We start from the raw sequence: 20057 nt of genomic DNA, 5'->3' as shown, positions 1-20057 counted from the left end.
GGACCGGTCACCACGCCCCCACCATACGACCCCGTGCGACGGTCTGCCGCGGGGCCGCGGACTGGGTTCAAACGGTCACGAGGACCGCGTCCACGCTATCGGCGTTTCGGAGCAGAACTCAAACCGAACGGTTGGAAATGTGTGCTGACCAGGGGTTGTTCACTCGGATGCCGCGAGCTTGGTGCAGTTCGCGCAGAGCCCGAAGACGTCGACGACGTGCGCGGCCTGGGTGAATCCGTGCTCCGCGGCAACACCCTTCGCCCACGCCTCGACCTCGTCGGCCGCGATCTCGACCGTGAGGCCGCAGTTCCGGCAGATGAGGTGGTGGTGGTGCCCCGTCGTCGAGCAGGCGCGGTAGAGCGCCTCGCCCTCGGGCGACTGGAGGGAGTCGGCCTCGCCGCTCGAGGCGAGGTCGCCGAGCGCGCGGTAGACGGTGGCGAGCCCGATCGGCGAGCCGTTCGCGTGCAGGGCGGAGTGCAGGGCCTGCGCGCTGATGAAGCCCTCGGTGTCGTCGAGGGCCTCGCGAACGGCCTCGCGCTGCCAGGTGTTGCGTTTCATGCGATGCGTGCGTCCTCTGCCGTCTCGACCGGGATCTGCTCCCTCCACGGTAGCCGTCGAAGCTTGGAAACACCCAAGGCGACGGCGAAGAACGCGGTCGCGGCGAGGGCGATCGACGGCCCCGCCGCGATCGCGAACGCGCGCGAGACGAGCACCCCGATGACGCCGGACGCCGCGCCGATCACCGGAGCGACGAGGAGCACCCCGCGATAGCTCGGCACGACGAGGCGGGCGGCGGCCGCCGGAGCGGCGATGAGCGCGATCGCGAGGATCGCACCGACCGCGGGCAAGGAGGACACGACGGATGCCGCGATGAGCGCGAGCACCAGCAGCTCGATCGGCCACTCGCGGAAGCCCGCCGCCCGGAAGCCCTGCGGGTCGAAGGTCGAGTACACGATCTGCTTCCCGAACGCCGCGACGAGGAGCACCGCGACGACGGCGACGCCGGCCGCGAGCGCGATGTCCCCGTCGGTGACCGTGAGGATCGAGCCCACGAGGAAGGACTCGGCGTGCACCGGCATCCCCGGCAGGCTCGCCTGCAGCAGCGCGCCGGCCGCGAAGCCGGCGGTGAGCACGACACCGGCGGCGACCTGCGCCCCCTGGCGGCGCACCCGCGCGATCCCCGCCATGATCGCGACGATGACCACCGAGGCGACCGCCGCGCCGAGCGGCACGCTGACCCCGAGGGCGGCGGCCGCGACGGCACCGGGATACGTGGCGTGGGTGAGCGCCTGGGCGAAGAAGGTGCGGCGGCGCAGGACGACCAGCGCGCCGACGAAGCCCGCTCCGGCGCCGATCACGACGGCCGCGAGCAGGGCGCGCTCGAAGTAGCCCATCACGCCTCCCCCGCCGTCGCCGTCGCCGTCGCGTGATCGTCGGCGCGTGCGCGGAGCGCGCGCGATCCCCGGCGCCCGCCGATTCCACCGCGTCCGCCGCGGCGGCCGACGAGGAGCGCCGCGGCGAGCACGAGCGCGTAGCCGATCACGAAGACCGCGACGATGGTGGAGCCTGCGGGCAGATCGATGCCTGCGCCGAGGGACACCGCGTAGTTCGTCGCGAGCCCGAGCCAGGCCGCCACCCCGGCGAAGACCGCCGCGATGGGGAAGAGCCACCAGAGCCGCACCGTCACGAGTCGCGCGACCGCGCCGGGCACGATGAGCAGCGCCAGCACGAGCAGCGAGCCGATCGTCGCGGAGGCGGCCACGACGACGAGGGCCACGGCGGCGTTCAGCACGAGATCGAGTACGAGCGCGGAGTCCCCCGCGGCGCGGCTCCCTGCCGGATCGAACGCCCGGAGGAGCTGCTGCTTCAGGGTCGCGCCGATCGCGGCGAGGGCCAGGAGCGACACCGCCACGAGCGGCACGAGCTGCTCGGGCGGCACCGTGAGCACCCGCCCGAAGAGGAGCGCCTCGAGCTCGCCCGCGTAGTCGTCGCTGCGCGACACCACGATGACGCCGATGCTGAAGGTCGCGGTCAGCACGATGGCGATCGCCGCGTCGGAGGTGACCCCGGCGCGGTCGAGCCAGGTGAGCAGCACCGCGGCGACGAGCGCCGCGACGGCGGCGCCGGGGATGAGCCCGGCGGTGCCGCCGAGGGCGAGCCCGATCGCGAGGCCGGGGAAGACGGCGTGGGTGAGCCCGTCGGTGATGAACTCCAGTCCGCGGAGGTTCACGAGCACCCCGATGACGCCCGCGACGATCGCGAGCACCAGCATCACGAGGAGGGCTCGACCCATGAAGGGGAGCGCGAATGCGCCGAAGAGGGCGTCGCCGAGGCTCATGCGCCCCGCTCCCCCGACGCACCACCCGGGTGACCCGGCCGAACATATGCTGCCTGCGGCATCAATGCCCCTCGTGGCCTGGCACGACGAGGGTGTGCTCGTCGACCTCGACCTCGACGCCCTCGAAGCACTCCTGCACGTTGTCGAGCGTGAGCACCTCGTCGACCGGCCCGAAGGCCAGCTGCTCCCGGTTCACGAAGAGCACGGCATCGCAGACCTGCCGGGCGAGCTCGAGATCGTGGGTCGAGACGAGCACGGCGACCCGCTCGGCCTTGAGCCGTCGCAGGGTGTCGATGAGCGCGTCGCGGTTCGGCTGATCGAGGCCGTTGAACGGCTCGTCGAGGAGCAGCAGCACCGGCTCCGAGGCGAGCGCCCGGGCGAGCAGCCCGCGCTGGCGCTGGCCGCCCGACAGCTCGCCGAAGCGCCGCTTGGCGAGGGCGCCGAGTCCGACCGCCTCGAGGGCCCGGCGCACTGCGGCGCGATCGGCCCGGCCGGGCCAGCGGAGGAGTCCGAGCTTGCGGTACCGCCCCTGCATGACGACCTGCTCGAGGGTGATCGGGAACTCCGGATCGAGCTCGGCGGTCTGCGGCAGGAACCCGATCATGCCGTTCGCGGCATGTTCGCTGCCGCCGATGCGCACCCGCCCCGCGGTCCTCGGCACCAGGCCGAGCAGCCCCTTCAGCAGGGTGGACTTGCCGGCGCCGTTCGGCCCGACGAGCGCGACCGCCTCCCCCGGGGCGATCGCGAAGTCGAGCCCCGAGACGCCGGAGCCGCCGGGGTGCGTGAACGCGGCCCCCCGCAGCTCCAGGACGGATTCGGTCATGCCCGTCATTTTTGCAGCACGGCGGGGAGCTCGCTCGGCACGACGCCCCACGACTCGAGGATCAGCCGCACGTTGTGCTCCTGGCTGCCGAGGTAGGTGGCCCCGTCGGTGCCCTCGGCGCCGAGCGCGTCGCCGTACAGCGCGTCCTCGCCGGAGTAGACGGCGACCCCGGCCTCCTTCGCGATCGTCTCGGCGGCCTTCGGGGAGATGGACCCCTCCGAGAAGACGGCCTTCACGCCCGTCTCGCGGATCTTCTTCACGAGCTCGTCGATCTCGGCGGCCGAGGGTTCGGCGTTGTCGTCGAAGCTCGGGATGACACTGCCGACGAAGGTGAGGTCGTAGGCCTCGACGAAGTAGGTGAAGGCGTCGTGGTTCGTCACGAGCAGTCGGTCCGCGACGGGCACCTGCGAAACGTTCTGCTCGATCCACGCGTCGAGCGCCTCGAGCTTCGCGGAGTACGCCGTCTCGTTCGCCCCGATCGCCGCCGCGTCGAGCCCGGGCACCTCGGCGAGCCCGTCGGCGATGTTCTCGACCATCTGCTCGGCGAGCCCGGGGGCGGTCCAGATGTGCGGGTTGCCGCCGCTGTGGTCGTGCCCGTCGTGGCTCTCCTCCGCCGCGTCGCCGTGATCGTGGTCGGCGTGCTCCTCGGCCGACTCGTCGGCGTGGGCGTCGCCCTCGTCCGCGCCCTCGTCGCCGTGGTCGTGGTCGTGGTCGTGCGTGCCGAAGAGCTCGATGCCCGTGCTGGCGTCGATCAGCCTGCCGTCGAAGCCCGAGGCGGCGATCGCGTCGTCGACCCAGCCCTCGAGTCCGGCGCCGTTCACGACGAGCGCGTCGGCTCCCGCGATGGCGGCGAGCTGCGCCGCCGAGGGGTCGAAGCCGTGCGCGCTCTGGCCGGGCCCGAGGAGCTGGGTCACCTTCGCCTCACCGCCCACGAGCTCGCGGGTGAAGTCGCCGACCTGCGTGGTCGTGGCGACGATCGAGACGCCGTCGCCCCCGTCGGCCGCGGCTCCCCCGCCGGCGCAGCCGGCGAGCACGAGCACCCCGGTGGTGCCGATCGCGAGCGAGGCGAGGGCGATGGCGGGGCGGCGGATGCGGCGTCGTGCGGTCATGGCTTCGACGGTACGCTTATTGATAATGATTGTCAAAACCATCACGGCGCGGAGCCCAGTGCGCTTCCAGCGGCCTCCGGCCGGGTCATCCGCCGTCTCGGGACGTCACTGCGTGACGCCGGACGCGGATCGGAAACCTGCCCGTCACCGGAACGTGGGAGAGTGAAGCACGTGGATACGACGACCGAGCCCATCACGTTGCATCCGTTCACCGTCGCCGAAGCCGAGCGCCTGCTCGCCGGCGAGGTCGACGCGACGGCCGGCTGGGAGGGCGGATACGCCTTCACCGACGAGCCCGAGCTGCTGCGGGAGTTCGTGCGCACCGTGCACGAGGACGGCGACCCGGCGCCCTTCGGCCCCTACCTCGTGCACCGCGGCGCCGAGGGCGCGGCCATCGGGGGAGTGAACCTCTTCGGACCGCCCGACGAGCACGGCGCGGTCGAGTTCGCCTTCGGACTCGTCCCGGCCGTGCGCGGGCAGGGCCTCTCCGTGCCGACCGTCGTCGCCGCGCTCGAGCTCGCCCGCTCGGCGGGCGCCCGGCTCGTGCGCGCCCAGGCTGAGGTCGAGAACCTGCCCGCCCGGCGGGCGCTCGAGCGCGCCGGGATGCAGCGCACGACCGAGGTCGACGGCCAGCTCGTCTACGAGCGCCGCTTCGCCTGATCCTCCGCGAACGGCATGATGGGGTGATGCGCGTTCGACGGGGTGCCGGGGTCCTGCTCGGCCTGTCGACCGTCGTCCTCCTCAGCGGATGCGTCGGCCAGGCGCCCGCACTGCAGAGCCTCGCGGCGCGGATCGACGGGCTGCCGGGCGTCGTCTCGGCGGAGGCCGAACTCGCCGGGGGAGTCGTGTCGCCGGCCGAGCACCGGTTGCGGATCGTGCTCGACCCCGCGCTCAGCGAGGAGGAGGCCCGCGCCATCGCCGAGGCGAGCTGCGCGGACGAGGCGGAGGTGTCGGTGATCTCGGTCGCGACGAGCGAGGATCCGCTCGCACCGGGCACGGTGCTGGACGTGTTCTCGCCGGAATCGGGCACCACCTGCCTGTCGGACGAAGGCCTCGCCCGCTTCGCGCAGGCGAGCGCGGCGATGCTGCACCTCGGCGGGGAGTTCGACGGCCGCTTCACGGTCGCCCTCGCGGTGCCGGCCGACGAGGACGACGGCGCGGACCCCGTCGTCGCCACGACGAGCGCGGTCGAACGCGGGCGCCTGCTCGCGTCGCTCCGCGCGGTGCGCGCCGAGCTGCCCGGCATCCCGCTCGACTTCCGGGGCACCTGGGACGAGGACGGCGATCCCGCGACGCCCGATCACGTGCACCTCGCGGCCGTGCTCGCGGCGGACGACGACCTCGCGCAGTTCCTCCCGCTCGTCGAGCGGGCCCAGGAGCTCGGCACGGGGACCGTCGCGATCGAGGACGGCGCCGTCACGGTCGAACTGCGGGAGGACACCCCGGAGAGCGCGGCGCCGGAACTCGCCCGCCTCGCGGAGGAGGCCGGGCTCGCCCTGACCGTGCGACCACCGCTGCCGGCCACGGCGCGACCGATCGCCCCCTGGGAGTGAGGGGGCGGCGCCGATCGGTCGAGCAGCGGCGCGCTCAGTCGAGCAGCAGCGCCGGTTCCTCGATGATCGCGGCCACGTCGGCGAGGAAGCGGCTCGCGACGTCGCCGTCGACCACGCGGTGGTCGAAGGAACCGCCGATCGTCGTCACGTAACGCGGGCGCACCTCGCCGTCGACGACCCAGGGCTTCTGCTTGATCGTGCCGAGGGCGACGATCGCGACCTCGCCCGGGTTCAGGATCGGGGTGCCCGTGTCCATGCCGAAGACGCCGATGTTCGTGATCGTGATCGTGCCGTTCTGCATCTCGGCGGGCTGCGTCTTGCCCTCGCGGGCGGTGAGGGTCAGCTGCTCGAGCGCGGTCGCGAGCTCGACCATCGACATGTTCTGCGCGTCCTTCACGTTCGGCACGATGAGCCCGCGCGGGGTCGCCGCGGCGATGCCGAGGTTCACGAAGTGCTTGACGATGATCTCCTCGTCGGTCCACTGCGCGTTGACCGTCGGGTTGCGGCGCACGGCCCAGATCATCGCCTTCGCCATGATGAGGAGCGGCGACACCTTCACGCCCGCGAAGTCGGGGGAGGCCTTGAGCCGCTTCACGAACTCCATGGTGCGCGTCGCGTCGACGTCGGCGAAGACGGAGACGTGCGGCGCCGTGAAGGCGCTCTGGACCATCGCGTTCGCGATCGCCTTGCGGACGCCCTTCACCGGGATGCGGGTTTCGCGGTCCTCCGGGAGCTCGGGGGTCTGGATGTTGCGGAACACGCTCGCCTGCGTCGCCTCGCGGATCACGTCGTCGCGGGTGATGTCACCGATCGGCCCGGTCGGCGTGACCCGGCTCAGCTCGACCCCGAGGTCCTTCGCCAGCTTGCGGATCGGCGGCTTCGCGATCACGGGGATCTGCGACTCGGCCGCGGGACGCGGGGCGGCGGGTCGCTGCGCCGCGATCGGCGCGGCCTCGGCGGCGGGCGCGGTCGGGGGAGCGGGCGGCACGTGGGCGTCGCCGAGGTGCGCGTGGGCGCCGTCCGCGACGGGGTGGCGACGGCGACGGCTCCGCGAGGGACCGGATGCGCCGTGCCCGACGAGCACGGCGCCGCCCTCGTCACCGGCGATCGAGGCGGCGGTGTCCGCGACGAGCTCGGCGGCGTCGGCGGCGGGCGCCGGAGCGGGCGCGGCGGCCGGCGCGTCGCCCGGAACGGCGGGGGCGGGGGTGCTCATGCCGTTCGAGGCATCCGTCTGGATCACGAGGATCGGGGTGCCGACGTCGACCGTCGCGCCCTCGTCGACCAGGAGCTCGGCGACGACGCCCTCGTAGGCGCTCGGCAGCTCGACGAGCGACTTCGCCGTCTCGATCTCCACGAACACCTGGTCGAGCACGACGCGGTCGCCGGGGGCGACCTTCCACTGCACGATCTCTGCCTCGGTGAGGCCCTCGCCGACGTCGGGAAGGGGGAACCGGATCTCACTCATGGGCGGGTGCGCCTCTCGTTCGAAGGGTCGTGCTGCGTCAGGGGCACAGGCCTCAAGCCTGCCCGACGGCGCATGCGGACCCCGGCATGCATCGGATCAGAAGGCCAGGGCCCGGTCGACCGCCTCGAGCACCCGGTCGGGGCTCGGCAGGTACTCGGTCTCGAGGGCCGCGGGCGGGAAGGGGGTGTCGAAGCCCGAGACGCGCAGCACCGGGGCTTCGAGCGAGTAGAACGCCCGCTCGGCGACGGTGGCGGCGATCTCGGAGCCGACGGAGACGTTGCCGTACGCCTCCTGCGCGACGACCAGGCGGCCGGTGCGGTGCACGGACTCGAGCAGCGGCCCGTAGTCGATGGGGGAGAGGCTGCGCAGGTCGACGACCTCGAGGCTCGTCCCCTCCTCGGCCGCGATGTCGGCGGCCTGGAGGAGCGTCGCGACCATCGCGCCGTGCCCGACGACGGTGACGTCGGTGCCCTGGCGGACGACCCGGCTCGCGTGCAGCGGGATGCCGGCGTGGTCGAGGTCGACCGGCCCCTTCGGCCAGTACCGGCTCTTCGGCTCGAAGTAGAGCACGGGGTCGTTCGAGGCGATGGCCTCCTGGATCATCCAGTAGGCGTCGTGCGGATTCGAGGGGCTCACGACCCGGAGGCCCGGGGTGTGCGCGAAGTACGCCTCGGGGCTCTCCTGGTGGTGCTCGATCGAACCGATGTGGCCGCCGTACGGCACGCGGATCACGACCGGCATGGGCATGCCGCCCCCGTGCCGGAGGTTGATCCGGGCGAGCTGCGTCGTGATCTGGTCGAACGCGGGGAAGATGAAGCCGTCGAATTGGATCTCGATCACCGGCCGGTAGCCGCGCATCGCGAGCCCGATCGCGGTGCCCACGATGCCCGACTCGGCGAGCGGGGTGTCGAGCACCCGGCGGTCGCCGAACTCGGCCTGCAGACCCTCGGTCACGCGGAAGACGCCGCCGAGCGGGCCGATGTCCTCGCCCATGAGCAGCACCTTCTCGTCGGCGCGCAGGGCGTCGCGGAGACCTGCGGTGATGGCCTTCGCCATGGACAGCGTCTGCACGCCGCGGACGGCGGGCTCGGCATCCTGCTGTGCGGGCCGGGCGGATGCCTCGGCCGTCGAGTCGTTGGTCACGGGGACCTCCTGATCCTGCGCCCGGGCCGTGCCGGGCTCGTCGAGGGGTCGGACGGTGTCGCCGGCGAGGCTCATGCGTCGCTCCCGTCGAGCGAGCGCTCGAAGCGGTCGAGCCAGGCGTACTGCTCGGCCATCACCGGATGCGGCTCCTGGTAGACGTGCTCGAAGATCGTCTCGCGCGTCGGGGCCGGCAGGTCGAGCGCGCGCCGACGCACATCGGCCGCCAGGTCCTGCGCCTCGGTGTCGGCATCCTCGAAGAACGCCTCGCTCGCGCCGCGACCTTCGAGCCAGGCGCGGTAGCGGGTGATCGGGTCGCGCGTCGTCCAGAGGTCGACCTCGTCCTGCGTGCGGTACTTGGTCGGGTCGTCGGCGGTCGTGTGCGCGCCCATTCGGTACGTCACGGCTTCGATGAAGCTCGGCCCCTGCCCGGCCCGCGCCTCCTCGAGCGACTGCCGGGTGACCGCGTAGCTCGCGAGCACGTCGTTGCCGTCGATCTGCACGCTCGGCATGCCGAAGCCGCTGCCCCGGAGCGCGAGCGGGCTCGGCGACTGCCGTGAGACCGGCACCGAGATCGCCCACTGGTTGTTCTGCACGAAGAACACCTCGGGCGTGCGGTAGCTGGCGGCGAAGACGAGCGCCTCGCTCGCGTCGCCCTGGGAGGTGGACCCGTCGCCGTAGTAGACGAGCACCGCGGCGTCCGACTCGGGGTCGCCGGTGCCCGTGGCCCCGTCGAACTGGAGTCCCATCGCGTAGCCGGTGGCGTGCAGCGTCTGCGAGGCGAGCACGAGCGTGTAGAGGTGGAAGTTGCCGTTCTCCGCCGGGTCCCAGCCGCCGAGCGTCACACCGCGGAGCAGCGAGAGGATCGCGACGGGGTCGAGCCCCCGGATGATGCCGACGATGTGCTCGCGGTAGGAGGGGAAGAGGTGGTCCTGCGGGCGGCTCGCCCGCGCGGAGCCGACCTGCGCGGCCTCCTGACCGTGGCTCGGCACCCAGAGGGCGAGCTGCCCCTGGCGCTGCAGGTTGGCGCCGGCGATGTCGAGCCGGCGCGAGCGCACCATGTCGCGGTAGAACTGCTCGAGCGCCGCGTCGTCGAGCGCCTCGACGAGGGGCAGGTACGGCTCGGCCTCGGCGGTCGGCTGCAGCCGACCCTCGGGGGTCAGGAACTGAACCGTCGGTACGGTGAAGTCTCGTTCGCGGGCTACCACTGTTCCACGCTATCCGTTCGTTTCGACGGGCTTCTTGTCAGGCCTCGACAAGCTCTCCGAGAATCCGGAGGAGGGTGTCGACAGATTCTTCCTCGCCGATCGAGACGCGGATGCCCTCGGGGGCGAAGGCGCGCGTGACGAGTCCGGCGTCGAAGAGCCGTTCGGCGATCTCGGCGGTGCGCTCGCCCACGGGGAGCCAGACGAAGTTCGACTGGCTGACCGGGACCGCCCAGCCCTGGGCGAGGAGCGCGGCCCGCACGCGGTCGCGGCGCTCGGCGATGATCTCGACCCGGGCGCGGAGTTCGGCCTCGGCGAGCGGCTCGAGCGAGGCGAGGGCCGCGGCGCTCGCGGCGGCGGTGACGCCGAGCGGGATGGCGGTGGCCCGCGCCGCGTCGAGGATCTCGACGGGGCCGATCGCGTAGCCGACGCGGAGCCCGGCGAGCCCGTACGCCTTCGAGAAGGTGCGGAGCACGACGAGGTTCGGGTATCGGCCGAGGAGCTCGCGGCCGTCGACGGCGTCGGGGTCGCGGACGAACTCGACGTACGCCTCGTCGAGGAGGACGAGGCGGTCGGCCGGGACGCGCGCCATGAAGGCGTCGAACTCGTCGCGGGTGACGGTGACGCCCGTGGGGTTGTTCGGGGTGCAGACGATGACGACGCGGGTGCGCTCGGTGATCGCGGCGGCGATGGCGTCGAGGTCGTGACCGTGGTCGGCGCGGTTCGGCACGGCGACGCTCGTCGCGCCCGCGATCGTGACGAGTCCGGGGTAGGCCTCGAAGGAGCGCCAGGAGTAGACGACCTCGTCGCCGGGCCCGGCGGCCGCGAGCACGAACTGCGCGATCAGCGCGACCGAGCCGGCGCCGATGATGACCTCGTCGGCCGAGACGCCGAAGCGCTCGCCCAGCGCCTCGCGCACCGCGAGCGCCGTGGCGTCGGGGTAGCGGTTGATCGAGTCGGCGGTCGCGGCGACCGCGTCCCGCACGGAGGGGAGGGGGTCGAAGGGGTTCTCGTTGCTCGAGAGCTTGAACCCGTCCTCGGGCGCGGGGCGCCCCTGACGGTAGGGCGGCAGGGCCGCGATCTCCGGGCGCAGGCGCACCCCCGTGCTGACAGACTCCGTTGCGGTCACGCGTTCCACCGTACTCCGTTGCATATTCCGTGATCGGCGCGCGTCTCGGGCCGCCTGCATCCCCCGGCCCGCCCCCTGCCTGGGCCGATGCCGCATCCCCCGGCCCGGCCCCGATGCCACATCCCCCGGCCCGCCCGCCTCGAGCGAATCTCAGATCGAATCGAAGTTCGGGGGCCAGCCCCCTTCGCAGACTGGGCTCGCTCTGGGAGAGTTGAGGCATGCGCTTCATCGTCAAAACCATCGTCGTCGCGCTCGCGCTCTGGCTGACCACGTTCATCGTGGCGGGCGTCTCCGTGGTGCCCTACGAGGACACCCAGCTCGCCACGATCCTCACCTACCTGCTGGTGGCCGCGATCTTCGGCGTCGTGAACGCCATCGTGGGCGGGCTCATCCGCGTGGTGGCCTTCCCCATCTACGTGATCACGCTCGGCCTCATCTCGTTCATCGTGAACGGCCTGCTGCTGCTGCTCGTGGACTGGATCAGCGGCCTCCTCGGCTTCGGCCTCCAGGTCGACGGCTTCTGGTGGGGCGTGCTCGGTGCGCTCGTGCTCGGCCTGATCAGCTGGCTGATCGGCCTCATCGTGCGCCCGTCGAAGGACTGATCCCGGGCTCCCCGTCGGGCGGCGCCTCCGGGTCCCGCTCGGCGGACCGGGGTTCCCGCTCGGCGAGCCAGAACGTCGCCCCGCCGTCGCGTCCCGCCGTGAAGTCGGTGACGAGCGCGCTGAACTCGGCGAGCCTCGGATCGCCGGAGGCGTCGACGAGCTCCGCCGTCCGCCGGTAGGCGTCGAGCTCGTGGGCGGTGAGGATCGGACCCGGCTGGTCGGGCGGCGTCGCGACCTCGCGTTGCACGAGGAGCGGACCGAGCGGGCGGTCGCCGCCGCCCGAGCCGGGAACGAGGTCGTCGGCGTGCTCGATGTTCAGGAGCGGCACCCCCGGGTCGACGCGAGCCGGCCCGCCGAGGTTCGCCCCCGCGGTGAAGCCGAGCTCGGGATCGCCCAGGAGGTCGGCGACGATCGCACCGCCCCCGGAGTAGCCGATGCCGATGAGCTCGTCGCCCGGCTGCACGCCGGCCTCGGCGAGCGCCTGGCGGACGGCACGCTCGCCCGCCCCGGGCTCGAGGAGCGCGGACGGCGACGCGTTGCCTCCTCGGCCCGCGACGGTGTGCACGTTGCTCGTCATGTCGAGCGGCTGCCTGCCCGCGGCGAGCGCGGGATCGACGGTGCCGGTGACGTAGACGAGCCAGCGCCCGCTCGTCCCGTCCGGTGCCGGGTACCGTTCGAGGCGGATCTGCGGCCCGCCCTCGCGGGGCGGGGGGATGCGGGCGGCGAGCGCGCCGACGCCCACCGGGGGAGCGACCGGCACCGCGCGGGCACCGGCGCCCGGCATCGCACTCCCACCTGCCACCGCGCCCGCGCCCGCTGCCGTGCCCGCTCCCGCCGCAGCGCCCGCTCCCGCCGCAGCGCCCGCGCTCGCGCCCACGACCCCGGTGCCCGGCCCACCCGCCGGCCCGGGCACCGGCCGCACGGCGACCCGCCCCTCGACCAGGAGCCCGCGGCCGAGCCCGCCGAGCGCCGACGCCCCGAGCAGCACCGCCGCCGCGGTGTCGGGCGTCTCGATCAGGGTGCCGGCGCTCACGGCGACGGGCAACGGGACGCCGATCGCTCCAGCCGCCAATTCGTCGACCGAGTCGAGCCCGGCGCCGAGCGCTCCGGCCGCCCCGGGCTGCACGAGCAGACGTCGGAGAGCGGGAAGGCCGGCATCGCGCGGCACGCCGAGCGCGGCGAGCAGGCGGTCGCCGAGGAAGACGCCGCCGGCCGCGGCGAGGAGCGGCCACACCGCGACCCGCAGCGACGCCCCGAGCGTCCACGCGGCGAGCTGGGAGGCGAGGGAGCGGAGGGCGCCGAGCCGCTGCTCGACGGAGCCGTACCGCAGCGCCGCCTCTTCGAGCCGCCGGCCGAGATCGGCGGCGAGCTCCGCGGCCTCGGTGAGCTGATGCGTCGCGAGCGCGAGCTCGTGCTCGGAACGCCCGGCACCGCCGCCGGCGCGCCCGAGCCGTCCGAGCAGGCCGCCCGCGAGCTCCGCCAGTCGCGCGCAGCCGGCCTCGCCCGCGGCGAGTCTCGCCGCCTCGGCGAAGAGCTCGTCGACGGCGACGGCCGTGCTGCCGCCGCCGGACACGATCAGCTCGCCCGTCATCGCCACCCACCGCCGGGCGCGGGTGTCGCGGCGGACGCCCCGGCGAGGCTCAGCTGCAGGGCCGCGTCATCGCGCTCGCGCTCGAGGCGGAGCACCGTCGCGGTGAGCTCGAGCTCCGCCTGTTCGAGCGCCGAGCGGGCGAGGCCGACGCGCGCGACGAGTTCGTCGAGCCGTGCCTCGTAGTGCTCGGCGGCCGCCGAGCGCCAGGCCGCGCAGCCGACGAGCGGCAGCGCCTGCTGGAGCAGCGGGAGCTCGGCGAGCAGCGCCCGAACGTCGATCACCGCACTGCGCACCGTCTCGATGCGACGGTCGAGCTCGGCGAGCGGCGGTGCGAGTGCGTCGAGCGAGCCGATGTCCGCCGGTCCGGGGGAGCGGGCGTGGATGGACGAGAACGGGAGCGGGGTTCCGAGCTGCACCGGTCGAGCATCCCGCGGCCACGGCATTCGCCTCCCGCGTCCGGCGGAATCTGTGGAGCGGCACCCGTCTCAGCCGGCTGGGGAGGAGGGACGGTTCCGGGCGCGGCCGCGGCCCTCAGCCGTCGGCGAGTTCGGCGAGCGCGAGCGCGCCGACCCGTCCCATCGGGCCGGCGACCCCGACCGTCTCGACGATCGCCGACGCCACCGCGAGCGCCCACCCCCGTGCGCGGGCCCAGTCCGCCTCGTCGAAGCCGGGCAGCGCGTCGCGGAACCGCCGGCGGCCCTCCGCGTCGAGGCAGAGCCACGCGGCCGCGAGATCGGTCGCGGGATCCCCGGAGGTCACGTCGCCGAAGTCGAGCACCGCGGCGAGCGGACCGTCCGGACGCGCGAGCAGCAGGTTGCCGGGGTGCAGATCGCCGTGCAACCAGACCGCCGGCCCCCGCCATCCCGGCGCCGCCAGGGCGAGCCGCCACACCCGCTCGAGTCGTGCCCGGTCGGCCACGGCGTCGAGCACCCCGGACGCGATCCGCGGACCCACGACCGCATCGCGCTCGGCGAGCGGCACGCCCCGGTACGGGTTCACCGGGGCATCCGCCGGTGCGGGCCGCTGCAGCGAGGCGACGAACGCGGCGAGCGCGGGAGCCGCCTCCCGCCGCGCCGCGGGGTCGAGGTCGGCGGCCGGGACGCCCTCGAACCACGGGCCGATGCTCCAGACGAAGGGGTAGCCCGCGCCCGGCGCTCCCGCACGGAGCGGGACGGGCAGCGGCACGGGGGAGTGCCGGGCGAGCTCGGGCAGCCAGCGCAGCTCGTGCTCGACGAGCCGGGCCGAGAGCCGGCGCCGCGGCATCCGGATCAGGTGCTGCTCGCCGAGCCGGAGCATCGCGTTGTCCCAGCCGTTCGCGACCAGCCGCACCGGCCCCGCGAGATCCGGGTGCTGCTCGTCCACGAGTCGCGCGGCGAGGGCCTCGTCGACCTCGACGTCCGGGCTCGGCGCGTCCATCGTGTTCCCCCCGTCGAGTCGCAGTGCCGCCCCAGCGTAGCGCCGGGGCATCCCTGCAGCGGATGCCCCCTGTTCGCCGCTCGCCGATTCCAGCAGAATGGAGCCATGACGCGAGCCGAGCCCGTTGGCGCGCCCGCGCAGCCCTTCCGGATCTCGTTCGTGTGCACCGGCAACATCTGCCGGTCGCCGATGGCGGAGGTCGTGCTGCGCGATCTCGCCGCGCAGCACGGACTCGAGCGCGCGCTCCGGGTCGACTCGGCGGGCACGGGCGACTGGCACGTCGGCGAGCAGGCCGATCACCGCACCATCGCCGCGCTCGAGCGCGCCGGCTACGACGGCACGCAGCACCGGGCGCGCCAGTTCGAGCCCCAGTGGTTCCGCGAGCTCGACCTCGTGGTCGCCTTCGACCGCGGCCAGGCGCGGATCCTGCGCAACTGGGCGCACCACGACGGCGAGCTCGACAAGGTGCGCCTGCTGCTCGAGTTCGAGCCGGAGCCGACCGGGCTCGTCGACGTCCCCGACCCCTACTACTCCGACGATGCGATGTTCGATCGCGTGCTTGAGATGATAGAGCGGTCGACCACTGCGCTCTTCCGGCAACTCGCGCCGGCTCTCAGACAAGGAATCCGATGACTTCGCTGCCTCCCCAGCCGCTCAGCCCCCTCGACGGACGCTACCGCGCCGCCGTCGGAGACCTCGGCGAGCACCTGTCGGAGGCGGGCCTGAACCGCGCCCGCGTCCACGTCGAGATCGAGTGGCTGATCGCCCAGACCGACCGGGGCTTCTTCGGCACCTCGCCCCTCAGCGAGCACCAGAAGCAGGCGCTCCGGCAGGTCGTCGCCGACTTCGGCCAGCCCGACATCGACGAGCTCGCCTCCCTCGAGGCGACCACCCGTCACGACGTCAAGGCCGTCGAGTACTACGTGCGCCGGCGCCTGAGCGACCTCGGGCTCGACGCGATCGCCGAGCTCACCCACTTCGCCTGCACGAGCGAGGACATCAACAACCTCTCCTACGCGATCACGGTGCGCGACGCCGTGCAGCAGGTCTGGCTGCCGAAGTACCGCGCGGTCGTCGCGGCGATCGCCGAGCTCGCGCGCGAGCACCGGGATGCCTCGATGCTCTCCCGCACGCACGGCCAGCCGGCGACGCCCTCCACGATGGGCAAGGAGCTCGCGGTCTTCGCGCACCGGCTCGAGCGCATCGCGACGCAGATCGAGGCGACCGAGTACCTGGGCAAGTTCTCGGGCGCGACGGGCACGTTCTCGGCGCACATCCTCGCGGTGCCGGATGTCTCGTGGCCCGACGTCTCGCGCGAGTTCGTCACCTCGCTCGGGCTCGACTGGAACCCGCTGACCACGCAGATCGAGTCGCACGACTGGCAGGCGGAGCTCTACGCCAAGGTCTCGCACGCGAACCGGGTGCTGCACAACCTCGCGACCGACATCTGGACGTACATCTCGCTCGGCTACTTCCGCCAGATCCCGGCGGCCGGCGCGACGGGCTCCTCGACGATGCCGCACAAGGTCAACCCGATCCGCTTCGAGAACGCGGAGGCGAACCTCGAGCTCTCGAGCGCCGTGCTCGACTCGCTCGCGGCGACGCTCGTCACCTCGCGGCTGCAGCGCGACCTCACCGACTCGAGCGCGCAGCGCAACATCGGCGTCGGCTTCGGCCACTCGGTGCTCGCCCTCGACAACATCCAGCGCGGCCTCACCGAGATCGACCTCGACCGGGAGCTGCTGCTCGCCGACCTCGACGGCAACTGGGAGGTGCTCGGCGAGGCGATCCAGACGGTCATCCGCGGCGAGGTCGTGGCCGGCCGCTCGACGATCAGCGACCCGTACGCGCTCCTCAAGGAGCTCACGCGCGGCAAGCGGGTCGGCGCGACCGAGCTCGCCGCCTTCGTCGAGGGACTCGAGATCGGGGATGCCGCGAAGCAGCGCCTGCTGGCCCTGGCCCCGGCCTCGTACACGGGCCTCGCCGACGAGCTCGTCGACCGGCTGTAGCCGCCGCGGCTGCTGCCGGGTGCCGGTCGCAGTGCCGGTGCCGGTGCCCGTCCCGTTCAGGGCGTCCGCGCCACTTCCGTTGCGTCGCGCCAGTACACGTGTCGCAACGCGGCCGAAGTGGCGCACCGGGGGCAGGGCGCCGAAGAGGGACTACGCTGACTCCGTGGAAGCCGCGCGTCATCCGAGGGATCCGATCCTCGACGACGTCGACCGGGAGATCATCGATCAGCTCCGAGTCGACGGGCGCCGCTCCTTCGCCGAGATCGGCCGGCGCATCGGCTTCTCCGAGCCGACCATCCGCCAGCGCTACAACCGCCTCGTCTCGCTGGGCGTGATCTACGTCGCCGGCATGTACGACGAGACGAAGATCGGCGGCATCGCCGCGCACGTCGGCATCCGGGTCGCGGAGGTGCCCGTCGCGCGCGTCGCCGAGCAGCTCGCCGACCACCCGCAGATCAAGTACGTGGCGTGCACGCTCGGCTACTACGACATCATCCTCGACGTGCTCGCGCCCGACGCCCAGGCCCTCGGCAAGATCGTGCTGCAGGACCTCCGCCGCATCCGCGGCATCTCCGACCTCGAGACGCTCACCGTGCTCGAGGTGCGCAAGGACACCTACCTCTGGCAGGGCTTCCGCGAGCCCTCGCCGCGCGCGCAGCTCGGCGACTGAGCGACGGCGCGCGACGACCGAACGGCGCCGCGCGACGACCGAACGGCGCCGCGCGACAACCGAGCGCAGACCGAGCGGCGGGCTCAGCCGTCGGGGTCGCTGATGCTCTGCCCGGCGGTGCCGCGCAGGCCGCCCCAGCTGTAGTCCTTCGCGAGGGAGGTCACGATGATCGGCTGGATGGCGGCGACGCCAGGGTGCCGGCGGATCTCGTCGAGCAGGTCGATGAGCTGCGGCTGATCGCGGCAGGTCGCCTCGAGGTAGAGGTCGTGCGATCCCGCGACGAGGGCGACGTGGTTGATCTGGCTGATGCCGACGAGTCCGTCGGCGACCGCGAGCGGGGTGAGGTTGCGCACCCGCAGCAGCAGGCGCACCACCTGGTGGCCGAGCAGCAGCGCGTTGCAGAGGGCGACGATCACGATGACGTCGTCCTCCTCGAGCTTCGCGAGGCGGGTGCGCACGGTCGACTGGGAGACGCCGAGATCGTCGGCGAGCGCCGCGAAGGTGCGCCGCCCGTCGCGGGCGAGCAACTCGATCAGCTTGCGGTCGAGGTCGTCGATCATGCGGCACCGGCCTCCCTCCCACGAGGGTATCGCGGGGAGGGAGGCCGGGCTGCGTCGCTCAGACCCGAGCGAGCGCGGCCCGCTCGAGGCTCCGCACCGCGCGGACGAGCTCCGCGTTGTCGGCCGGGATCGTGCCGTCGGCGAGGAGCACGCCGTCCTCGAAGCCGATGCGGGTCTCGCAGCCGTCGGCGATCGCCGCTTCGACGACGGGCCAGACGGTCTCGTCGTAGCCGTGGTACAGGATCGGCGCGGTGACGCCGGCCTCCCGCAGCACCGCGGCGATCTCGCGGCACTGGGCGACGGCGGCCGCGGCATCCTCGGTCTCCGGCTCGATCAGCACGCGCACGTTCCGCGCGAGCGTCGACGAGGCGAGCAGGGCCGGCACGTCGTCCATCGACCAGACGGCCGACTCCAGCACCATCCCGCGCTCGACGACGAGCTCCGCGGCCTCCGCGGCGCCCTCCTCGCAGAAGGCGACCGACGCGAAGTCCGGCAGGGCGTCGGCCGGCCAGGCGGCGAGGTGCGCCATCCGCTCGGCGTGCGAGGCGACCGTCCAGAGCCCGGTCGTCGTGCCGATCACGACGGCGGGGTCGGCCGCGCGCATCGCGCGCACCCACGCCCCGATCGCCTCCGGACGGATCGTCTGCTCGCCGTCATCGTCGATGACGTGGGCGTGCACGACGTCGGCGCCCGCCGCGACCGCGGCGACGCTGGCCGCGACGATCTCCTCGATGGTGCGGGGGACCGCCGGGTGCTCGGTGACCTGGCGACCGCCGTTGATGGCGGCTTTGAGCAGCATGGGATGCCTTTCCTAGGGTGTTTCTCGGCATGGCGGAGCACGGCCGACGGAGCCGAAGGCCGCCGACCGCGAGTGGGGTGCCCCGCTACTGGGGCGTGGTGCGCGCCAGGAGCTCGGCGACGGTGTCGCTCGCGCCGGTCAGGGAGCCGAGCGGCTCGCCCCGGCGGAGGTCGGCGATGAGGTCGGGCTCCTCGGCGTCGTCGTCGAGGGCGAGGTCGACGAGGCGCTCGAGCACCTCGACCGGCACGACGAGCACGCCGTTCGCGTCGGCGAGCACGACGTCGCCGGGGTGCACGACCGCGCCGCCGCACGTGACGGGCACGTTCACGCCGCCCGCGTCGATGCCGTGCAGCTTCGTGGTGAGCATGCTCGTGCCGCGGGCGTGCACGGTGAGCCCGAGCTCGGCGATCTCGTCGACGTCGGTGACGACGCCGTCCACGACGGCGCCCGCGGCGCCGCGCGCGACGAGCTGGGCCGCGACGACCTCGCCGAGCGGCGCGTGCCTGCGGTCGCCGCCGGTGTCGAGGACGAGCACCTGGCCCACGCCGATGAGCCCCGCGGCGTGGTGCAGCGCGGTGGAGTCGCTCGCGGTGGTGCGCACGGTGAAGGCGGTGCCGATCACCCGCCCGCCGGCGGCGACGACGCGGCGCACCTCGGGGTCGACGAAGCCCTCCTCGAGGTAGTGGCCGAGGGTGGGGAAGCTCAGCCGCTCGAGCTTCTCGCGAAGCGGCTGCGACAGCGGTGCGGGGGCGGTCCCGGTGTGGAAGAACATGGTCCTCTTTCTGGGTGGGTCGGATGCGTCGGGGCCGGCGCCGTCCGATGCGCCGGCGAACGGCTCAGGCCAGGTGGTAGTCGAGCTCGATGCGGCGGTTGTCGAGCGCGGGCAGCATGGTGCGGGCCCGGGCGGAGCGCTCGAGGTCGAGCTCGGCGACGACGAGCCCCTCGTCGTGGGCGTTGAGCCCGGCGACGACGACGCCGAGCGGGTCGATGACGCGGCTGAGGCCGGCCGAGTCGGGGCCGACCGTCGCCGAGGCGAGCAGCCAGCTCACGTTCTCGATCGCGCGGGCCTGGGTGAGCACCGACCAGTGCTCCTCCTTGCCCTTGCCCGACACCCAGGCCGCCGACAGGGCGATGACGTCGACGCCGCGGTCGGCGAGGCTGCGGAACAGCTCCGGGAAGCGCACGTCGTAGCAGTTGGCGAGTCCGATGCGGACGCCGTCGAGCTCGATCACGGGCGGCAGCTCGGCGCCGCGGGTGACGTACGCCGACTCCTGGTAGGCGAAGGCGTCGTAGGTGTGCAGCTTGTGGTACCTGGCGAGCTCGGCGCCCGAGGCATCCACCGCGAGCATCGTGTTGAAGGGGCGGCCGTCGGGGTTCGGCTCGTAGCCCGCGGCGATGATCGCGATGCCGTGCTCGCGGGCGAGCTCGGCGACGAGCGCCTCGAAGCGCGGCCAGACGACGGGGAGGATCTCGTCGAAGCGCGGCTTCACCTCGTCCTCGGCGAGGAGCATCGCCTCCTCGGGGAAGACGACGAGGCGCGCGCCGCGCTCGGCGGCCTCGGCCGTGAACCGTCGGATGGTGGCGAAGTTCGCCTCGGCGTCGATGCCGGGGGAGGTCTGGGCGACGGCGACTCTCATCGCGTGGCTCC

22 protein-coding genes are annotated in these 20057 nt (G+C 73.3%); 6 read left to right on the top strand and 16 right to left on the bottom strand.

All coding sequences use genetic code 11. The features are described 5' to 3' along the window. Positions 1-159 precede the first annotated feature (159 nt). From ROT00_RS07995 to ROT00_RS07975, 5 genes are all read right to left on the bottom strand, one after another. On the bottom strand, positions 160-558 hold the full coding sequence (locus tag ROT00_RS07995; protein ID WP_404773806.1) for a Fur family transcriptional regulator: 399 nt from the start codon (positions 556-558) through the stop codon (positions 160-162). Continuing rightward, positions 555-1394 (bottom strand): metal ABC transporter permease, encoded by an 840-nt coding sequence (locus ROT00_RS07990; RefSeq protein WP_404773804.1) that lies wholly within the window; start codon positions 1392-1394, stop codon positions 555-557. Before ROT00_RS07990 ends, ROT00_RS07995 begins: the two co-directional genes overlap by 4 nt. Further along, on the bottom strand, positions 1394-2338 hold the full coding sequence (locus ROT00_RS07985; protein WP_404773802.1) for a metal ABC transporter permease: 945 nt from the start codon (positions 2336-2338) through the stop codon (positions 1394-1396). Before ROT00_RS07985 ends, ROT00_RS07990 begins: the two co-directional genes overlap by 1 nt. Before the next feature lie 61 nt (positions 2339-2399). Then, the gene (locus ROT00_RS07980) at positions 2400-3161 is read right to left on the bottom strand and encodes a metal ABC transporter ATP-binding protein (protein ID WP_404773800.1); all 762 of its coding nucleotides are present in this window, start codon (positions 3159-3161) and stop codon (positions 2400-2402) included. Between the two features lie 5 nt (positions 3162-3166). Then, positions 3167-4270 (bottom strand): metal ABC transporter substrate-binding protein, encoded by a 1104-nt coding sequence (locus tag ROT00_RS07975; RefSeq protein WP_404773798.1) that lies wholly within the window; start codon positions 4268-4270, stop codon positions 3167-3169. Between the two features lie 171 nt (positions 4271-4441). Here ROT00_RS07975 and ROT00_RS07970 point away from each other — a divergent pair, with 171 nt between their 5' ends. Both ROT00_RS07970 and ROT00_RS07965 read left to right on the top strand, forming a co-directional pair. Beyond that, entirely contained in the window at positions 4442-4930 is a 489-nt protein-coding gene (locus ROT00_RS07970) for a GNAT family N-acetyltransferase (protein ID WP_404773796.1), read from the top strand. Positions 4931-4956: 26 nt separating this feature from the next. Further along, entirely contained in the window at positions 4957-5823 is an 867-nt protein-coding gene (locus ROT00_RS07965) for a hypothetical protein (protein ID WP_404773794.1), read from the top strand. A gap of 34 nt (positions 5824-5857) precedes the next feature. Here ROT00_RS07965 and ROT00_RS07960 read toward each other — a convergent pair whose 3' ends face one another. The 4 genes from ROT00_RS07960 to ROT00_RS07945 all read right to left on the bottom strand — a co-directional run bounded on the left by ROT00_RS07960 (position 5858) and on the right by ROT00_RS07945 (position 10786). Next, positions 5858-7288, bottom strand: coding sequence for a dihydrolipoamide acetyltransferase family protein (locus tag ROT00_RS07960; RefSeq protein WP_404773792.1), 1431 nt, complete (start codon positions 7286-7288; stop codon positions 5858-5860). Between the two features lie 96 nt (positions 7289-7384). After that, complete coding sequence (locus tag ROT00_RS07955; RefSeq protein ID WP_404774072.1) at positions 7385-8344, bottom strand: alpha-ketoacid dehydrogenase subunit beta; 960 nt, start codon at positions 8342-8344, stop codon at positions 7385-7387. Positions 8345-8502: 158 nt separating this feature from the next. Continuing rightward, positions 8503-9636 carry a thiamine pyrophosphate-dependent dehydrogenase E1 component subunit alpha gene (locus ROT00_RS07950; protein ID WP_404773790.1) on the bottom strand — a complete coding sequence of 378 codons (1134 nt, stop codon included), beginning with the start codon at positions 9634-9636 and terminating at the stop codon, positions 8503-8505. A gap of 37 nt (positions 9637-9673) precedes the next feature. Next, positions 9674-10786 carry a histidinol-phosphate transaminase gene (locus tag ROT00_RS07945; protein WP_404773789.1) on the bottom strand — a complete coding sequence of 371 codons (1113 nt, stop codon included), beginning with the start codon at positions 10784-10786 and terminating at the stop codon, positions 9674-9676. Between the two features lie 194 nt (positions 10787-10980). Between ROT00_RS07945 and ROT00_RS07940 the strand changes: the two genes are divergently transcribed. After that, positions 10981-11364 carry a phage holin family protein gene (locus ROT00_RS07940; RefSeq protein ID WP_404773787.1) on the top strand — a complete coding sequence of 128 codons (384 nt, stop codon included), beginning with the start codon at positions 10981-10983 and terminating at the stop codon, positions 11362-11364. On the opposite strand, the gene ROT00_RS07935 is transcribed toward ROT00_RS07940, so the two are convergent. The 3 genes from ROT00_RS07935 to ROT00_RS07925 all read right to left on the bottom strand — a co-directional run bounded on the left by ROT00_RS07935 (position 11339) and on the right by ROT00_RS07925 (position 14422). Then, positions 11339-12955 (bottom strand): hypothetical protein, encoded by a 1617-nt coding sequence (locus tag ROT00_RS07935; RefSeq protein WP_404773786.1) that lies wholly within the window; start codon positions 12953-12955, stop codon positions 11339-11341. The two genes, ROT00_RS07940 and ROT00_RS07935, sit on opposite strands and share 26 nt — an antisense overlap. After that, positions 12952-13371: a hypothetical protein gene (locus ROT00_RS07930; RefSeq protein ID WP_404773785.1), complete on the bottom strand. Its 420-nt coding sequence runs from the start codon at positions 13369-13371 to the stop codon at positions 12952-12954. The genes ROT00_RS07935 and ROT00_RS07930 overlap by 4 nt, the downstream gene beginning before the upstream one ends. 115 nt (positions 13372-13486) lie before the next feature. Next, positions 13487-14422, bottom strand: coding sequence for an aminoglycoside phosphotransferase family protein (locus ROT00_RS07925; protein ID WP_404773783.1), 936 nt, complete (start codon positions 14420-14422; stop codon positions 13487-13489). A 54-nt stretch (positions 14423-14476) separates the two neighbouring features. Here ROT00_RS07925 and ROT00_RS07920 point away from each other — a divergent pair, with 54 nt between their 5' ends. The 3 genes from ROT00_RS07920 (at position 14477) to ROT00_RS07910 (ending at position 17050) form a co-directional block, all read left to right on the top strand. Continuing rightward, the gene (locus ROT00_RS07920) at positions 14477-15004 is read left to right on the top strand and encodes a low molecular weight protein-tyrosine-phosphatase (RefSeq protein WP_404773781.1); all 528 of its coding nucleotides are present in this window, start codon (positions 14477-14479) and stop codon (positions 15002-15004) included. Next, on the top strand, positions 15001-16380 hold the full coding sequence (gene purB, locus ROT00_RS07915) for an adenylosuccinate lyase (RefSeq protein WP_404773779.1): 1380 nt from the start codon (positions 15001-15003) through the stop codon (positions 16378-16380). The genes ROT00_RS07920 and purB overlap by 4 nt, the downstream gene beginning before the upstream one ends. A 163-nt stretch (positions 16381-16543) precedes the next feature. Beyond that, positions 16544-17050, top strand: coding sequence for an Lrp/AsnC family transcriptional regulator (locus tag ROT00_RS07910; protein ID WP_404773778.1), 507 nt, complete (start codon positions 16544-16546; stop codon positions 17048-17050). 83 nt (positions 17051-17133) lie between these two features. On the opposite strand, the gene ROT00_RS07905 is transcribed toward ROT00_RS07910, so the two are convergent. From ROT00_RS07905 to ROT00_RS07890, 4 genes are all read right to left on the bottom strand, one after another. Further along, the gene (locus tag ROT00_RS07905) at positions 17134-17610 is read right to left on the bottom strand and encodes an Lrp/AsnC family transcriptional regulator (protein WP_404773777.1); all 477 of its coding nucleotides are present in this window, start codon (positions 17608-17610) and stop codon (positions 17134-17136) included. A gap of 58 nt (positions 17611-17668) precedes the next feature. Next, positions 17669-18409 (bottom strand): 3-keto-5-aminohexanoate cleavage protein, encoded by a 741-nt coding sequence (locus ROT00_RS07900; RefSeq protein ID WP_404773776.1) that lies wholly within the window; start codon positions 18407-18409, stop codon positions 17669-17671. Between the two features lie 85 nt (positions 18410-18494). Then, positions 18495-19181: an RraA family protein gene (locus ROT00_RS07895; RefSeq protein ID WP_404773774.1), complete on the bottom strand. Its 687-nt coding sequence runs from the start codon at positions 19179-19181 to the stop codon at positions 18495-18497. A 64-nt stretch (positions 19182-19245) separates the two neighbouring features. Further along, positions 19246-20046 (bottom strand): carbon-nitrogen hydrolase family protein, encoded by an 801-nt coding sequence (locus ROT00_RS07890; protein ID WP_404773772.1) that lies wholly within the window; start codon positions 20044-20046, stop codon positions 19246-19248. Positions 20047-20057: the final 11 nt, after the last annotated feature.

Origin of the sequence: Agromyces mediolanus, assembly GCF_044917495.1 — a bacterium.
Classification (GTDB): Bacteria; Actinomycetota; Actinomycetes; order Actinomycetales; family Microbacteriaceae; genus Agromyces; species Agromyces mediolanus_B.
Note: the sequence above shows the minus strand (reverse complement) of the source record. Positions and strands in the feature narration are given on the sequence as shown.

Excerpts from the sequence above, each read along its gene's own strand:
- ROT00_RS07995 (WP_404773806.1), bottom strand. The coding sequence starts at position 558 with ATGAAACGCAACACCTGGCAGCGCGAGGCCGTTCGCGAGGCCCTCGAC.
- ROT00_RS07990 (WP_404773804.1), bottom strand. The coding sequence starts at position 1,394 with ATGGGCTACTTCGAGCGCGCCCTGCTCGCGGCCGTCGTGATCGGCGCC.
- ROT00_RS07985 (WP_404773802.1), bottom strand. The coding sequence starts at position 2,338 with ATGAGCCTCGGCGACGCCCTCTTCGGCGCATTCGCGCTCCCCTTCATG.
- ROT00_RS07980 (WP_404773800.1), bottom strand. The coding sequence starts at position 3,161 with ATGACCGAATCCGTCCTGGAGCTGCGGGGGGCCGCGTTCACGCACCCC.
- ROT00_RS07975 (WP_404773798.1), bottom strand. The coding sequence starts at position 4,270 with ATGACCGCACGACGCCGCATCCGCCGCCCCGCCATCGCCCTCGCCTCG.
- ROT00_RS07965 (WP_404773794.1), top strand. The coding sequence starts at position 4,957 with ATGCGCGTTCGACGGGGTGCCGGGGTCCTGCTCGGCCTGTCGACCGTC.
- ROT00_RS07960 (WP_404773792.1), bottom strand. The coding sequence starts at position 7,288 with ATGAGTGAGATCCGGTTCCCCCTTCCCGACGTCGGCGAGGGCCTCACC.
- ROT00_RS07955 (WP_404774072.1), bottom strand. The coding sequence starts at position 8,344 with ATGGCGAAGGCCATCACCGCAGGTCTCCGCGACGCCCTGCGCGCCGAC.
- ROT00_RS07945 (WP_404773789.1), bottom strand. The coding sequence starts at position 10,786 with ATGCAACGGAGTACGGTGGAACGCGTGACCGCAACGGAGTCTGTCAGC.
- ROT00_RS07940 (WP_404773787.1), top strand. The coding sequence starts at position 10,981 with ATGCGCTTCATCGTCAAAACCATCGTCGTCGCGCTCGCGCTCTGGCTG.
- ROT00_RS07935 (WP_404773786.1), bottom strand. The coding sequence starts at position 12,955 with ATGACGGGCGAGCTGATCGTGTCCGGCGGCGGCAGCACGGCCGTCGCC.
- ROT00_RS07925 (WP_404773783.1), bottom strand. The coding sequence starts at position 14,422 with ATGCCCCGGCGCTACGCTGGGGCGGCACTGCGACTCGACGGGGGGAAC.
- ROT00_RS07920 (WP_404773781.1), top strand. The coding sequence starts at position 14,477 with ATGACGCGAGCCGAGCCCGTTGGCGCGCCCGCGCAGCCCTTCCGGATC.
- purB (WP_404773779.1), top strand. The coding sequence starts at position 15,001 with ATGACTTCGCTGCCTCCCCAGCCGCTCAGCCCCCTCGACGGACGCTAC.
- ROT00_RS07905 (WP_404773777.1), bottom strand. The coding sequence starts at position 17,610 with ATGATCGACGACCTCGACCGCAAGCTGATCGAGTTGCTCGCCCGCGAC.
- ROT00_RS07900 (WP_404773776.1), bottom strand. The coding sequence starts at position 18,409 with ATGCTGCTCAAAGCCGCCATCAACGGCGGTCGCCAGGTCACCGAGCAC.
- ROT00_RS07895 (WP_404773774.1), bottom strand. The coding sequence starts at position 19,181 with ATGTTCTTCCACACCGGGACCGCCCCCGCACCGCTGTCGCAGCCGCTT.
- ROT00_RS07890 (WP_404773772.1), bottom strand. The coding sequence starts at position 20,046 with ATGAGAGTCGCCGTCGCCCAGACCTCCCCCGGCATCGACGCCGAGGCG.